A 13,970-nucleotide genomic window follows, 5' to 3' on the forward strand; every position below is an offset into this window, starting at 1 on the left:
GGAGGCAGGGGGGATGCCCCGAGCCGGCCATGGATGGCCGGCGGCCGGAACTGGGAGCAGGATGCGCATATTCCGGCTGGGCATCCCCCCTGCCTCCACGGCGGGCAGCGCGCACCCTCCCGGAACAATCACCCGCAAGCTCCACGCAATCGGGAGAAGAACCTTCTTTTTGGCCGCGCGTCCGGGGCGCTAGCGGCGGTAGACCCAGTGCCTGGAGCCGAGGAAGCCGATCACGCCCAGGCAGGCTTCCACCAGCGGCTTCGCAAGCCACGCCCACTTGCGCCCCAACACGTCGTCGATCGCTTCGATCGCGACCGTGCTCAGCAGGGTCATCACCAGCCACATCACGATGAAGCGCATCAGCTGGCGGCGCCCGAGCACGTGCTCGTCGCCGGTGAAGGTGACCTTGCCGTTGAGCCAGAAGCCAAGCATCGCGCCGGTGACGCGGCCGGCCACGTTGGCCAGCCCGATACGCAGGCCGAAGTGGCTGAGCAGCACCATGACGCCCCAATCGAGCAGCCACTGGATGCCGCCGATCACCAGGTAACGGGGGCCTTGCCTGCGCAGGGTCATCGCGCCGGCTCCTGCGGGGCGTCCACCGCGTCGGCCGGCGGCAGGCGCCACCATTCGACTTCGCCCACGGCGGACTCGCGGCGTGCGCCGGACAGGGCCAGGCCGGCGTGCTGTGCAGGCGTCAGGCGGTCCGCGCGCAGCACGATGTCGACGATGCCTTCGCAGCGCCACAGCGCCACCCAGGCCGCGCCGCCGGCGTCGGCGTTTGCGCGCTGCGCCTCCGCCTCCAGCGACGGGTCGTACCAGGACACGCTGCGCGCGTCGGACCCGAACTCCGCCAGCATCGGCACGTCCAGCGCGAGCGCAAGCACCGGGCCCGCGGAACCGTCTCCGGACGCCCGCTGCCCACGGATGGTCGCGGCCACCAGGCGCGACGGCGCGTATTCGCTGAAGGTCGGTGCATCGCGGCCGGCGGCCACCACGGTGTCCTTCACCATGCCCGTGCGGAGCATCCAGTGACCGTTGGCCTGGAACAGCAGGTTGGCGATGCAGGTGGCCGCCAGCAGCACATGGGCGCTGCGCGGCGCCGCCGCACGCGCCGCCACCACCACGGCCGGCAGGGCGAGCAGCAGCGCCGGGTACACGTAGCGCAGGTACTGGGTGGCCAGCAGGGGCGCCGCCATCATCGCCAGCGCAAGCGCAGCGAGTGCACGCGTGCGGCGTTGCCAGAGCGCCGCCAGCCAGGCGCCCGCAAGCGCGACCAGCACGAATCCGCCGCCACCCGGGAAGGCCTCGAGGTAGCGGCCGGTATCGAACGTCATCCGCCACGGCAGCAGCGGGCCGGCGCCGGCATGCCAGCGCGGGTCCCTGAAGGCGCCGCCGAAGTAGGGCGAGGCGAAGACATCGTTCATCAGTGGCAGGACCGGATTGCCGGCGATGAACCAGGCAAAGGCGTAGCTGCTGCCGCCCAGCGCGACCAGCAGGGCGAGTCCACCGAGCGCGGTGCGCACGTCCAGCACGCTGCGCTGCCGCCATGCCAGCCAGGGCAACAGCAAGGCGGCGAACCCGGCCGCGGCAAGCTTGGTGGCCAGCAACAGGCCCAGCAGCGCACACGCCGCAAGCACCAGTCTCCGCGAGGGCGTGCTGAAGGCCAGGCACGCCGTCCACGCCAGCGCCGCGGCACTGGGGAGTTCGGTCTGCATGCCAAGCGCGAGCGCTGCGGTCAGCGGAATGCTCGCGTACAGCGCGACCGTCCAGGCGCGCGCGCGCAGGTCGCCGCCGAGCAGGCCCGCCAGGCGCCACAGCGCGGTCGCGATGAGCACCAGCCACAGCGCATTCACGGCCCCACGGGCTTCGGCGCCGGCCAGCAGCTGCGGTACCGCCTGCAGCACGTCGGCCGCCCAAGGGGCCAGCGCCCATGCATGGACATCGGGATCCATCGCCAGCCGGCCGTCGAGCTGCAGCGACCACGGCAGCAGCAGGTGGTAGCCGATGTCGTCGTGCTGGGTGGTCGGTGGCCAGCATGCCGTGGACGCAAGGCCCAGCACGAGCACCACCAGTGCCATCGCCCGCGGGTCGGCGGCCACCGTGCGTCGCCAGTCTTCCGCGGTGGCGCGCAGCGTGGTGCGGAGCGCGCGCTGCCGCCACGCCACCAGCACCAGCGGCACCGCCAGGTAGGTCCAGCGCGTATGCAGCGGCAGCGGCAACATCCAGCCGAGCACGCCTGCGCCGAGCGCCAGGCCGGTGATGCACTGCGCGGCTGCCGGAGCCTGCGGCAGCAGCAGGCCGCCCAGGGCGATGGCGGCGGTGGCCATCAGCAGCGTCGCGAGCAGCGGCAGGGGGTCGCCGAACCAGGCCAGTGCAAGCAGCCAGGCAAGCGCGAGTCCGTGCGCGATGGCCACTCCGGTGGCGCGCCGCAGGCCCCAGGCGAATCCCAGCGCCAGCAAGGCGATCACCATCAGCGCAGTGGTGCGTGCCGGCACCCAGTCCGCGAACATGCCGTGGAACAGCACGCCGCCGGCGCAGGCAATGCCTCCGGTCCACAGCACTATCGCGCTGACGTGCCGGGCTGCCGTCTGCGGCGGACCGGCGGCTTCGGCCGTGGCTGTGCCTGTTCCGGTGCTCGATTCGGGGGGCGCGGCTCGCGACATCGCGCGCATGCTAGCAGCAGGCATCCTAGAATGGCCGCCGGAACAACCAGGCCAGGACGAGCATGCCCGCACAGGACCGCACCGCAAACGAACTCCACGTCGTGATCCTTGCCGCCGGCGAAGGCAAGCGCATGAAGTCCGCGCTGCCCAAGGTGCTGCAGAAGATCGCCGGCAGGCCGATGCTCGCGCACGTCATCGACGCCGCGCGCGCGCTCGAGCCCGCTGCGATCCACGTCGTCCACGGCCACGGCGGCGACCAGGTGCGCGAAGCCTTCGCCGGCCAGTCGGACCTGGAATGGGTCGAGCAGGCGCGCCAGCTCGGTACCGGGCATGCCGTGCGCGAGGCCATGCCCGGCGTGCCCGACGGCGCCCAGGTGCTGGTGCTGTACGGCGACGTGCCCCTGATCACCGCTGGCACGCTGCATCGCCTGCTCGCGGCCGGCGACCGGCTTGCGGTGCTGGTGGCCGAACTCGACAACCCGCGCGGCTACGGCCGCATCGTGCGCGATTCCGAGGGCAACGTCGGTGCCATCGTCGAGGAGAAGGACGCCGACGCCGAGCAGCGCCGCATCACCACGGTCAACACTGGCGTGCTCGCCGCCGAGGCCACCGCGCTCAAGAACTGGCTGGGCCGGCTGTCGAGCGACAACGCCCAGGGCGAGTACTACCTGACCGACGTGTTCGCCATGGCCGCCGGCGAGTACAGCGCCGCGGAGATGGTGTTCGTCGACGAGGCGATCGAGACCGAAGGTGCGAACGACCCCTGGCAGCTCGCGCAGCTCGAGCGCGCGATGCAGGCGCGCCTGGTGCGCGCGCTGTGCGTCGAGGGCGTGCGCTTCGCCGATCCGGCGCGGGTCGACATCCGCGGCGAGGTCGTCGTCGGTCGTGACGTCGAGATCGACGCCAGCGTGGTGTTCGAAGGCCGCGTGGTGCTCGGCGACGGCGTGCGCATCGGCCCCTTCTGCCGCATCCGCGACGCCGAGCTCGGTCCCGGTACCGAAGTCCGCGCCCACTGCGACATCCACGGCGCCCGCACCGAAGGCGCGGTGCAGATCGGTCCGTTCGCGCGCCTGCGCCCGGGCACGGTGCTGGCCGACGGCGTGCACATCGGCAACTTCGTTGAAACCAAGAACGCGGTGCTTGGCGTCGGCAGCAAGGCCAATCACCTGAGCTACCTCGGCGACGCCGCGATCGGTGCCGGGGTGAACGTCGGCGCCGGCACCATCACCTGCAACTACGACGGCGCCAACAAATCGACCACCACCATCGAGGACGGCGCCTTCATCGGCTCGAACGCATCGCTGGTGGCGCCGGTGACCATCGGCCGCGATGCGACGATTGGCGCCGGCTCGGTGATCACCGGCAATGCCCCCGAAGGCAAGCTCAGCATCGCCCGCGGCCGCCAGCAGACGATCGAAGGCTGGCAGCGCCCCGAGAAAAAGCCGAAGTAGAAAAGGCAAATCTGTGGACGCGGCGATAGCCGCGACCAGGCAACCCTCTTTGTGGGAGCGGCTACAGCCGCGATCGGCCCAATCCTGTGGGAGCGGCTACAGCCGCGATCAGCCCATCAGGCGGCGCGAATCGCGGCTATAGCCGCTCCCACAGGGGGGGGGCTGTGGCCCGCGATCGCAGCTGTAGCTGCTCCTACAGGAGCCCGGTCGGGGGCCTAGGCCGGCAGCACCAGGCTCACGCACAGGCCACCGCCTTCGCGGTTGAGCAGGGCGATGCGGCCGCCGTGGGCTTCGGCGATCTCGCGCGCCAGCGCCAGGCCCAGGCCGGTGCCGTGGCGCTTGGTGGAATAGAAGGGCAGCAGCGCGTTGGACAGCACCGCCTCGTTCATGCCGCTGCCACGATCCAGCACGTCGATGCGCCAGCCGTCGGGCAGGCGGCGCAGCGCCAGCCGCACTCCGCCCGGCGCCGAGCCGGACTCGTGCGCGTTCTTCAGCAGGTTGAGCAGGGCCTGTTCCAGCTGGGGGACATCGGCGCGTGCGCTGCCTTCCACGTGGCCTTCGATGCCGAACTCGACCTGGTTGCGCAGGCGGCCGAGGAACTGCTGCCAGTCGATCGCCTCCAGCCGCGGCGCGGGCAGCTTGGCGAAGCGCGCGTAGTCGCGGAGGAATCCCTCCAGATGCCGCGCGCGCTCTTCGATCGTCGCCAGCGCGCCCGGCAGGCGCTCGAGCTGCCCGCGCCGCAGCAGCTCCGCGCCGGAGTGCGCGAGCGAGGCGATCGGCGCCAGCGAGTTGTTGAGCTCGTGGCTGATCACCCGGATCACCTTCTTCCAGGTCTGCACTTCCTGGCGCCGCAGCTCGGCGGTGAGCTGGCGCAGCAGCACCAGTTCGTGGCGGCGGCCGTTGAGGCGGAACAGCCGGCGTGACAGGTGGTAGATGTCCTCCTCGTCGTCGTGGCCGACGGTGAACATGCCGTCGCCGCCGCGGGCAAAGGCGTCGCGCAGCGCCTCGGGTGCGTGGGCAAGCAGTTCGTCGAAGGCCACGCCCTCGAGTTTGCGGCCATCGCCGAGCAGCTTGCGCGCGGCCAGGTTGCCGAGCACCACGTGGCCGCCGGGATCCACCAGCAGCATCGCCACCGGCGTGTTCTGGACCATGGTGTCGAGCAGCAGCTCGCGCTGCACCAGGCGCAGGCGCTGGTCGCGCAGCGTGTCGCCAAGCGCGCGGTGGCTGGCCACCAGGGCGCCCAGTTCGCCGCCGCCGTCCCAGCTCACGCCGAAGCTGTAGTCGCCGTCGCGGTAGCTGGCCACGCTTCCGGCCAGCGCGCGGAACAGCGAATGCGCCGGCCGCAGCAGGCGGTGCACGTGGTAGAGCAGCAGCGGCAGCGGCAGCGCAACCGCCACCAGCGCCGCCAGCCAGCGCGCCTGGATCCAATGCTCCAGCAGCAGCGTCAGTCCTGCAGCCAGCGCCATGTAGGCCAGCGCGATGCCGGTGAACGCGACGCTGAGCGGCAGGCGCCGGCGCCGCGCCATCAGTCGCGCCGGATGCCAAGGCGGTCGAGGCGGCGATACAGCGCCTGTCGCGACAGCCCCAGCTCGATGGCCGCCTGCGACAGCACGCCGCCGCTGCGCGCCAGCGCGGCTTCGATCGCCGCCCGGTCGGGTTCTTCGCCGCCGGCTGATGCAGATGCCGACGCCGTCCCGGTGGCGGAAGGAACGGGAAGGCCCAGTGCCGTCGCCGCCACGACATCGCCGGACGACAGCAGCGCCGCGCGCTGCACCACGTTGCGCAGCTCGCGGACGTTCCCCGGCCACGCATGGCGGAGCAGGGCGCGCTCGGCATCGGCGGCCAGGCGCTTGCCGGCGGGCAGGAAGTGCAGGGCCAGCGGCAGGATGTCGTCGGGGCGCTCGGCCAGCGCAGGCAATGCCAGTTCCACCGCGTTGAGCCGGTAGTACAGGTCCTCCCGGAAGCGGCCGTCGCGGATCATCGCCGGCAGGTCGGCGTTGGTAGCGCTGACCACGCGCACCTTGACCTGGCGCTCGCGATTGCCGCCCAGGCGCGCGAAGCGGCCGGTCTCGAGCACGCGCAGCAGCTTCACCTGGCCTGCCGCAGGCAGGTTGCCGATTTCATCGAGGAACAGGGTGCCGCCGTCGGCGGCCTCGAACTTGCCCTCGCGCGCCTTGCCCGCGCCGGTGTATGCGCCGGCCTCGGCGCCGAACAGCTCGGCCTCGATCAGCTCGCCCGGCAGCGCACCGCAGTTGAGCGCGATGAAGGGCCCGTCCTTGACCAGCGAGTTCGCATGCACGATCTCGGCGATTTTTTCCTTGCCGGCGCCGTTGGGCCCGGTCACAAGCACCGGCAGCTCCGAGCGCGCCACCTGGCAGGCCAGCGACAGCAGCCGCTCGCTGGCCGGGTCGGCATAGACGATGCCGCGCAGGTCGTTGTCCCGCGACAGCGCGCTGCGGCGACGGCGTTCGCCGCTGCGGTGGCGGTCCAGCTCGCGCCGCGCCTCCGACAGCTCCAGCAGGTTGTTGACCGTGGCCAGCAGCTTGCGGTCGTCCCATGGCTTGGCCAGGTAGTCCGCGGCGCCGGCCTTGACCAGGTCGACCGCGGATTCGAGGTGCGTCCATGCCGTCAGCAGGATCACCGGCAGGTCCGGCTCGCGCTCGCGGATGGCGTGGAACAGCGCCAGGCCTTCCTCGCCCGAGGTGGTGTCGGCCTGGAAGTTCATGTCCTGGATCACCAGGTCGATGCCGCCCTGGCGCAGCCGCGCCAGCCCAGCGTCCGGCGACTCCGCGCTGGCGGCGTCGATGTCGTGCAGCGAGAACAGCAGCTCCAGCGCGCTGGCGACGGCGGCGTTGTCGTCGATGATCAGGATGGTCGGCATCGGTCCGCGATCATACGCTCCGGGTCGCCACCGCCGGCGGCACCGCCGCGGCACGCCGCGCCGGGCCAAGCACGGCGATCTGCCCCAGCAGCCACAGCACCACCGCACCCACCGGCAGGTACACCAGCGGCAGCCGCGGCAGCTCGTAGCGGCCCATCAGCATCTGGTTGATACCGAAGGCCAGCACCATGCCGACCACGATGCCGATGGTGGCCAGGATGAAGTTCTCGGTCTGGAAATAGCGCAGGATCTGGCCGCGGGTGGCGCCCAGCGCGCGGCGGATGCCGATCTGCTTGCTGCGCTGCTGCACCCAGAAGCTGGCGAGTCCGACGATGCCCAGCGCCGTGATCAGCAGCAGTGCGATGCAGACGATGCCGAGCAGCCAGACCATCGAGCGCTGCTGCTGGTAGTACTGGTCGCGCAGCTCGCGGAAGGTCCTGGTGTTCTCCTCCAGGATGATGCGCCTGGGCCCGTTGGCGCGCAGCGCGTCGGCGGCGCTGGCCAGGATCTCCTGCCGCCGCTCGGGGGTGGTGCGGATGATGTACTGGCCGCCGAGGTCATAGCTGACGCGCACAGGCAGGATCATCGAGTACTGGCTGCCTTCCGGGCCACCGAGGCTGCTGGGCCGGATCAGGTGCGCGACCACGCCGACGATGCGCACCGGCTCGTCGTCGCCCCCGGGGTAGATCGACTTGCCCAACGGGTCCTCACCGGGAAACAGCCGCTCGGCCAGCGTACGGGTGACCACGACGCCGGGGAGGGTGACGTCCTGCTCCGGATCGCCGAGGGCCGCGTGCGCGACGAGCTCGTCAGCCGTGAAGTAGCGGCCGGCCACCAGCTCCACGCCGAATGCGTCGAGGAAGTGTTCGTCGCCCATGTACATGGTGGCGCTGAGCGTCGACTGCTGCTGGTCGGGCTTCAGGTTGACCCCCGTGTTCCAGGACGAGTTCACGAACGGCACCTGGTTGCTGGTGGTGGCGGCCTTGACGCCGGGCATCGCGCGCAGCATCTGCAGGTCCGAGCGGGTCTGCGCGGCGGCGTCGGCATCGTTGCCGATCGGGATGATCTGGATGCGCACCAGCTCGTCCACGGCGATGCCGCTGGGCCGGTTCATCTCGGTGATGCGCTCGCCCACAAGGAACAGCGCGTTGCAGATGATGGCGCAGGTCAGCGCGATCTCGAGGACGATGAGCGCGGCCGCGGTCTTGTGCCGCAGCAGGGTTGAAAGGATCGGTCGGATGTCCATCAGGCGTTCCCCGGAGTCACTGCGACTTGAGCTGGATGGCGGGCGTGACGTCCATGGCGCGCCACGCGGGAAGGAGGCCGGCGATGATGCTGGCGGCCACGGCAAGCAGGAACGTGGTCAGCAGCATCGGCAGGTCCAGCTGCGCGAGCTCCGCATAGCTGGAGGGCTGCTGGCGGACGGCCCACAGCCCCAGCAGGGCCAGGCCCAGGCCGAGGATGCCGCCGGCCAGGCCGACCGCGCCGGCTTCCACCAGGCACTGCTTGAAGATCTCGCCGCGCGAGGCACCCAGCGCCCGGCGCACGCCGATCTCGCCGCTGCGGCGCAGGAACTTGGCCAGCAGCAGGCCGACGGTGTTGAGCAGGCAGACCAGCAGGAAGCCGAAGCCGAGCCACAGCTGCATCATCACGTCGCGCGGCACCACGCGGTTGAAGTCCAGCCACTCCATGACGTCGCGCAGGCGGACGTTGGGTTCGCGCTCGAAGCGGCCCGCGGCCTTCTGCTGCGCGGAATAGTTGTCGAGGTAGGCCTTGTAGTCGCTGGCCTGCGAGGCGTCCTCGAGTTCGACCCAGTACTGGATCCAGACGCAGGGCGCGTTGAGCGCGGTCTCGTCGAGCCCGCCGTCGCCCCAGCAGTCCATGCTGCCGCTGCGGCCGAAGTCGAGCGCGCGCGAGGTGGAGAAGGGCAGGAAGACGTCCTCCAGCTCGCCGTAGCGGTCGCTGTTCATGTCGTAGAAGCGCGGCGTCGGGCGCCAGTGGTCGAGCACGCCGGCGACGCGGAACGCATTGCCGCCGATCACCAGCGTGCGGCCGACGCTGTTGGCGCCGCCGAACACGCGGTCGTTGAGCGACTTCGAGATCACCGCCACGCGCGTGCTTGCCGCATCGTCGGCCGGCGTCCAGCCGGTGCCGTGCAGGAAGGGCGCCGCGAACATCGCGAAGAAGTCGGCGGTGGCGTAGCGTGCGTCGGAGAAAAACGGCGGGATGTCGGCCTTTTCGGGCGTGATCGAGACCGCGCCGCCGGTCATCATCGCCTGGCGCAGGCCGCGGCCTTCGCGCAGCAGGGTCTCGGCGTCGAAGCGCGTGACCTGGGCGGCGGGCTCCTCGCCGGCGACGAAGCCACGCATGCTGGCCGGATCGAGCTGCACGTAGAACAGGCGGTCGCTCTTGTCCGGGATCGGATCGCCGGACAGCACCTTGAACACGGTCAGCGTGGTCATGCAGGCGCCGATGCCGAGCGCGATCGCCAGCACCATCAGCGCGGTCAGCACCTTGTTGCGGCGGAAGCTGCGCAGCGCGAGCTTCGAATAGTAGGCGAGCATGGTGGGCTCCTCAGGCGTCGGTGGCGGCGCGGGCGTCGGCTTCGGCGTCGGCTTCGATGCGCTCGGCACGCGCTGCCCGCGTCAGACCAGGCTCCACCGACAGGTCGGTCGCCATGCCGTCGACGATGTGCACGTTGCGGTGCGCGCGCGCGGCGAGCTCCGGGTCGTGGGTGACCATCACGATGGTCGTGCCCTGCTGGTTGATGTCCTCCAGCAGCTCCAGCACGCTGCGCGCCATCTGCGAGTCGAGGTTGCCGGTGGGTTCGTCGGCCAGCAGCAGGCGCGGCGTGCCGGCGATGGCGCGCGCGATCGCGGCGCGCTGCTGTTGTCCGCCCGAAAGCTCTGCCGGGAAGTGCTTCATGCGCGAGCCAAGCCCGACCATGCCCAGCGCGTCCTCGATGCGCAGCTTGCGCTCGTTGGCCGGCATGCCGCGGTAGCGCAGCGGCACGTCGACGTTGTCGAACAGGTTCAGGTCCGGGATCAGGTTGAAGCCCTGGAAGATGAAGCCGATCTTCTGGTTGCGGAGCTTGCTGCGCTGGTTGTCGCTGAGCCCGCGCACGTCCTCGCCATCGAGCCTGAACTCGCCGCCGGTGAAGGTCTCCAGCAGGCCGGCGATGTTGAGGAAGGTGGTCTTGCCGGAGCCGGACGGCCCGGTGACGGCGACGAATTCGCCTTCCGCCACGCGCAGGTCGAGCGAACGCAGCGCGTGCGTCTCGACCAGTTCGGTGCGGTAGACCTTGGTGACCTGGCGCATGTCCAGCATGGCGGTGGATCCTTGTTCGGTGGATGTGGTGGACGGCATCAGTCGATGCGGAACATGTCGGGAAGAGTGGATGCCGGTACGTAGCGGTGGGTCGCGGCGTGGGCGCGGCGACCATCGCCGTTGGCGCAGTCGACGTCCGGCGCGTCGAGCCGCACGTCGAACCGGTAGAGCTCGCTCAGCCGGCGCGGCACGGCCTCGGCCAGTTCGTACGAACTCCAGTGCAGGTGGTGGGGGAAGCCGGTCATTGCGTACATGGTCACTCTCCGGAAATGCGGACGCGGTCCGCCTGCTGGAACTGGTCGCTGCCGGACACGACGATGCGTTCGCCGGGCTGCAGCCCTGAAAGGATTTCGACGGCCGACAGGCTGGACACGCCGGCCTGGATCGCACGCCGCTCGGCGCTGCCGCCCTGCACGACGTAGGCGAAGTTGCCGCCGTCCTGCTCGAGGAAGGGGCCGCGCTCGACCATCAGCACGTCCTCGCGCGTGTCCATCACGATCCGCGCCGACAGGCGCTGGTTCTGGCGCAGGCCTGGCGGCTGGCCGCCGTCGGCGAAGCGCAGGCGGGCGTTGACCTCGCCGTTGACGACCTCCGGCGACACCGCCGAAATCTCCGCCGGCCACTGCTTGCCGACGCTGCTGACCTGGGCCGGCATGCCGATGCCGAGGTCGCGGGCGAAGCTTTCCGGCACCTTGATCTCGACCTCGAACTGCGAAAGATCGACCACGCCCAGGATCGGCGCATTGGCGGTGACGTTGGTGCCCTGTGCGATCTGCACCTGGCCGACCTGGCCGTCGAAGGGCGCGCGCAGGGTGAGCGCGTCGACCTGGCGCCGCAGTTCGTCGACCACCGCCTCCTGGCGCTCCGCCAGCAGGCGCTTGTTGCCGGCGTCGATGCCTGCGCCCCGGCCCTGCAGCGTGAAGTCCTGGCGCGCCGCGGCGACGCCGATCTCGGCCTTCTTCAGGCCGTCGAGCGCGCGGTCGTACTCGTTGCGCGAGACGGCGCCGCCCTCGAAGGCGCGCTGGTAGCGTTCGACGTCGCGCTGCGCCGCGACCTGGTCGATCAGCGCCTGGTCGAGCAGCTTCTGCGCGTCCGAGCGGGTCAGCTGCGCATCGAGCACCGCGCGGTTGGCTTCGCCCTGCAGGCTGGCGAGGGTGGACTCCTCCTGCACCAGCTTGCTGCGCAGTTCGGGGCTGTCGATCACCGCCAGCTCCTGGCCCTTTTCCACCGCATCACCGGCCACGACCTTGAGTGCCACGGTGCCGCCGGCGATGGCGTACAGGGTCGGGCTGTTGGCGGCGATCACGCGGCCGTCGGCGGAGAGGTCGCGGACCAGGTCGCCGCGGACCACTTCGGCGAAGCGCAGGCGCGAGGCGTCGTGCGAGCGGCCGCCGCCGCTCCAGCCGACCGCGACCCACGCGGCCAGTCCCAGCACCACCGCGGCCGCCACCCCGCCAGCCACCCAGGGCTTGCGCAGGTGCCGGCGCGGCGAGCCCTGCGTGGTCGGCGCATGGTCCTGGGCGGAGGTGTCGCGGATACGGGAGCGGGGAGAGTCCATGCGGCGGCTGCTTGCGAAAGGGGCGGGTCTGATCTGTGTATGCGCAAGGCGCGTGCCAACCGCAAGCCGTTGATTTTGCTGGCACGGCCCCCTGTGTCCGGGTGTCCGCGCGGACAGTCGCAGCGTCCGCGCGGACGGTCCCGCTGCCTTTCCCCGTTAAACTGGCAGGTCACCAATCCAGGGGTTCACCTGCTTATGTGCGGCATCGTCGGCGCGATTGCGGATCGCGATGTGGTTCCGGTCCTGATCGAAGGACTCAAGCGTCTCGAGTATCGTGGCTACGACTCCGCCGGCATCGCCGTGGTCGATGGCACCGAGATCCGCCGCGTGCGCCGCACCGGGCGCGTGTCGGAGATGGAAGGCGCCGCCGGCAGCGAAGGCTTCTCGGCCACGCTCGGCATCGGCCACACGCGCTGGGCCACGCATGGCGGAGTGACCGAATCCAACGCGCATCCGCACGTCAGCCACGGCGTGGCGCTGGTGCACAACGGCATCATCGAGAACCACGAAGCGCAGCGCGAACGCCTGCGCGGCATGGGCTACGAGTTCGAATCGCAGACCGATACCGAGGTCATCGCACACCTGATCCACCACTACCTGCAGGACGGCGCCGACCTGCTCGGCGCGCTGCAGCGCACGGTCAAGGAGCTGCACGGCGCCTATGCGCTGGCCGTGGTCAGCCGCAAGGAGCCCGAGCGCATGGTGGTCGCGCGCATGGGCTGCCCGCTGCTGGTCGGCCTGGGCGAAGGCGAGAACTTCGTCGCCTCCGATGTCTCCGCGATCCTGCAGGCCACGCGCCGGGTGATCTTCCTGGAGGAAGGCGACACCGCCGAGATCACGCGCGCCGGCGTACAGGTGTTCGGCGGGGACGACCAGCCGGTGCTGCGCGAAGAGCACCTGTCCGATGTCTCGCTGGCGTCGCTGGAGCTCGGCCCCTACCGCCACTTCATGCAGAAGGAGATCCACGAGCAGCCGCGCGCGCTGGGCGACACGATGGAAGCGATCATCGACGCCAACGCCTTCGAGCCGACGCTGTTTGGCAAGGAGGCGGCGGACGTGCTGGCCCAGGTGGAGGGCGTGCAGATCCTCGCCTGCGGCACGAGCTTCTATTCCGGCTCCGTTGCGCGCTACTGGATCGAGGCGATCAGTGGCCTGCCCTGCAGCGTCGAGATCGCCAGCGAGTACCGCTACCGGAAGGCAGTGGCGAATCCCAAGCACCTGGTGGTCACCATTTCCCAGTCAGGCGAAACCCTCGACACCATGGAGGCGCTGAAGTACGCCAAGTCGCTGGGCCAGGACCTGACGCTTTCGATCTGCAACGTGCCCGAGAGCGCGATCCCGCGCGCCAGCCGGCTGGTGTTCTACACCCGCGCCGGTGCCGAGATCGGCGTCGCCTCGACCAAGGCCTTCACCACCCAGCTGGTGGGCCTGTTCGCGCTGGCGGCGACGCTTGCCAAGATCAACGGCCGCCTGCCGGAAGAGAAGGAAGCCGAGTACATCGAAGCCCTGCGCCACCTGCCCGGCAGCGTGCAGCACGCGCTGAACCTGGAGCCGCAGGTCGCGCTGTGGTCGGAGCACTTCACGCCCAAGGAGCACGCGCTGTTCCTGGGCCGCGGCGTGCACTACCCGATCGCGCTGGAAGGCGCGCTCAAGCTCAAGGAAATCTCGTACATCCACGCCGAAGCCTATCCGGCGGGCGAGCTCAAGCACGGCCCGCTGGCGCTGGTGGACGACGACATGCCGGTGGTGGTGATCGCGCCCAACGACAGCCTGCTGGAGAAGGTGAAGTCGAACATGCAGGAGGTGCGCGCGCGCGGCGGCCAGCTGTTCGTGTTCACCGACGCCGACAGCAACTTCAGCGAGAGCGAGGGCGTGCACGTGATCCGCACCGAGCGCCACGTCGGCGTGCTGAGCCCGATCGTGCATACGATCCCGGTGCAGATGCTGGCGTATCACGTCGCGCTTGCGCGAGGGACGGACGTGGACAAGCCGCGGAACCTGGCGAAGAGCGTGACGGTGGAGTAAGCGGCGCCGCGCGGCACCCGGCCCGGAACAGCGGGCAGTGTCCGGCGGCAACGCGCTAAAATGGT

General features: G+C 70.4%; 11 protein-coding genes. 2 read left to right on the forward strand and 9 right to left on the reverse strand.

Annotated elements, in window-relative coordinates:
* Positions 1–189: 189 nt before the first annotated feature.
* Together WCD84_RS05805 and WCD84_RS05810 are read right to left on the reverse strand one after the other, a co-directional pair.
* Entirely contained in the window at positions 190–573 is a 384-nt protein-coding gene (locus tag WCD84_RS05805; protein WP_343280726.1) for a GtrA family protein, read from the reverse strand.
* Positions 570–2,663 (reverse strand): hypothetical protein, encoded by a 2,094-nt coding sequence (locus tag WCD84_RS05810; protein WP_343280727.1) that lies wholly within the window; start codon positions 2,661–2,663, stop codon positions 570–572. Before WCD84_RS05810 ends, WCD84_RS05805 begins: the two co-directional genes overlap by 4 nt.
* A gap of 62 nt (positions 2,664–2,725) precedes the next feature.
* On the opposite strand from WCD84_RS05810, the gene glmU reads away from it, so the two are divergent.
* The gene (glmU, locus tag WCD84_RS05815; protein ID WP_343280728.1) at positions 2,726–4,114 is read left to right on the forward strand and encodes a bifunctional UDP-N-acetylglucosamine diphosphorylase/glucosamine-1-phosphate N-acetyltransferase GlmU; all 1,389 of its coding nucleotides are present in this window, start codon (positions 2,726–2,728) and stop codon (positions 4,112–4,114) included.
* A 215-nt stretch (positions 4,115–4,329) separates the two neighbouring features.
* Here the strand turns inward: glmU and WCD84_RS05820 are convergent, their stop codons facing one another.
* From WCD84_RS05820 to WCD84_RS05850, 7 genes are read right to left on the reverse strand one after another with little or no spacing between them, the layout of a single operon-like run.
* Complete coding sequence (locus tag WCD84_RS05820) at positions 4,330–5,640, reverse strand: sensor histidine kinase (RefSeq protein WP_343280729.1); 1,311 nt, start codon at positions 5,638–5,640, stop codon at positions 4,330–4,332.
* Positions 5,640–6,995, reverse strand: a complete 1,356-nt coding sequence (locus WCD84_RS05825; RefSeq protein WP_343255644.1) for a sigma-54-dependent transcriptional regulator — start codon at positions 6,993–6,995, stop codon at positions 5,640–5,642. The genes WCD84_RS05820 and WCD84_RS05825 overlap by 1 nt, the downstream gene beginning before the upstream one ends.
* 10 nt (positions 6,996–7,005) lie before the next feature.
* Positions 7,006–8,241 (reverse strand): ABC transporter permease, encoded by a 1,236-nt coding sequence (locus tag WCD84_RS05830; RefSeq protein ID WP_343255643.1) that lies wholly within the window; start codon positions 8,239–8,241, stop codon positions 7,006–7,008.
* A gap of 16 nt (positions 8,242–8,257) precedes the next feature.
* Positions 8,258–9,559, reverse strand: a complete 1,302-nt coding sequence (locus WCD84_RS05835; protein ID WP_343280730.1) for an ABC transporter permease — start codon at positions 9,557–9,559, stop codon at positions 8,258–8,260.
* Between the two features lie 10 nt (positions 9,560–9,569).
* Entirely contained in the window at positions 9,570–10,322 is a 753-nt protein-coding gene (locus tag WCD84_RS05840) for an ABC transporter ATP-binding protein (RefSeq protein WP_343280783.1), read from the reverse strand.
* Between the two features lie 38 nt (positions 10,323–10,360).
* Positions 10,361–10,576 (reverse strand): hypothetical protein, encoded by a 216-nt coding sequence (locus WCD84_RS05845; RefSeq protein ID WP_343280731.1) that lies wholly within the window; start codon positions 10,574–10,576, stop codon positions 10,361–10,363.
* Positions 10,577–10,578: 2 nt separating this feature from the next.
* A complete protein-coding gene (locus WCD84_RS05850) occupies positions 10,579–11,880 on the reverse strand; it encodes an efflux RND transporter periplasmic adaptor subunit (RefSeq protein WP_343280732.1) in 1,302 nt (433 codons plus the stop codon).
* Between the two features lie 195 nt (positions 11,881–12,075).
* Here WCD84_RS05850 and glmS point away from each other — a divergent pair, with 195 nt between their 5' ends.
* The gene (glmS, locus tag WCD84_RS05855; RefSeq protein WP_343280733.1) at positions 12,076–13,905 is read left to right on the forward strand and encodes a glutamine--fructose-6-phosphate transaminase (isomerizing); all 1,830 of its coding nucleotides are present in this window, start codon (positions 12,076–12,078) and stop codon (positions 13,903–13,905) included.
* The last annotated feature ends 65 nt before the right edge of the window (positions 13,906–13,970 follow it).

Source organism: Luteimonas changyuni (assembly GCF_039548395.1).
Lineage (GTDB): Bacteria > Pseudomonadota > Gammaproteobacteria > Xanthomonadales > Xanthomonadaceae > Luteimonas.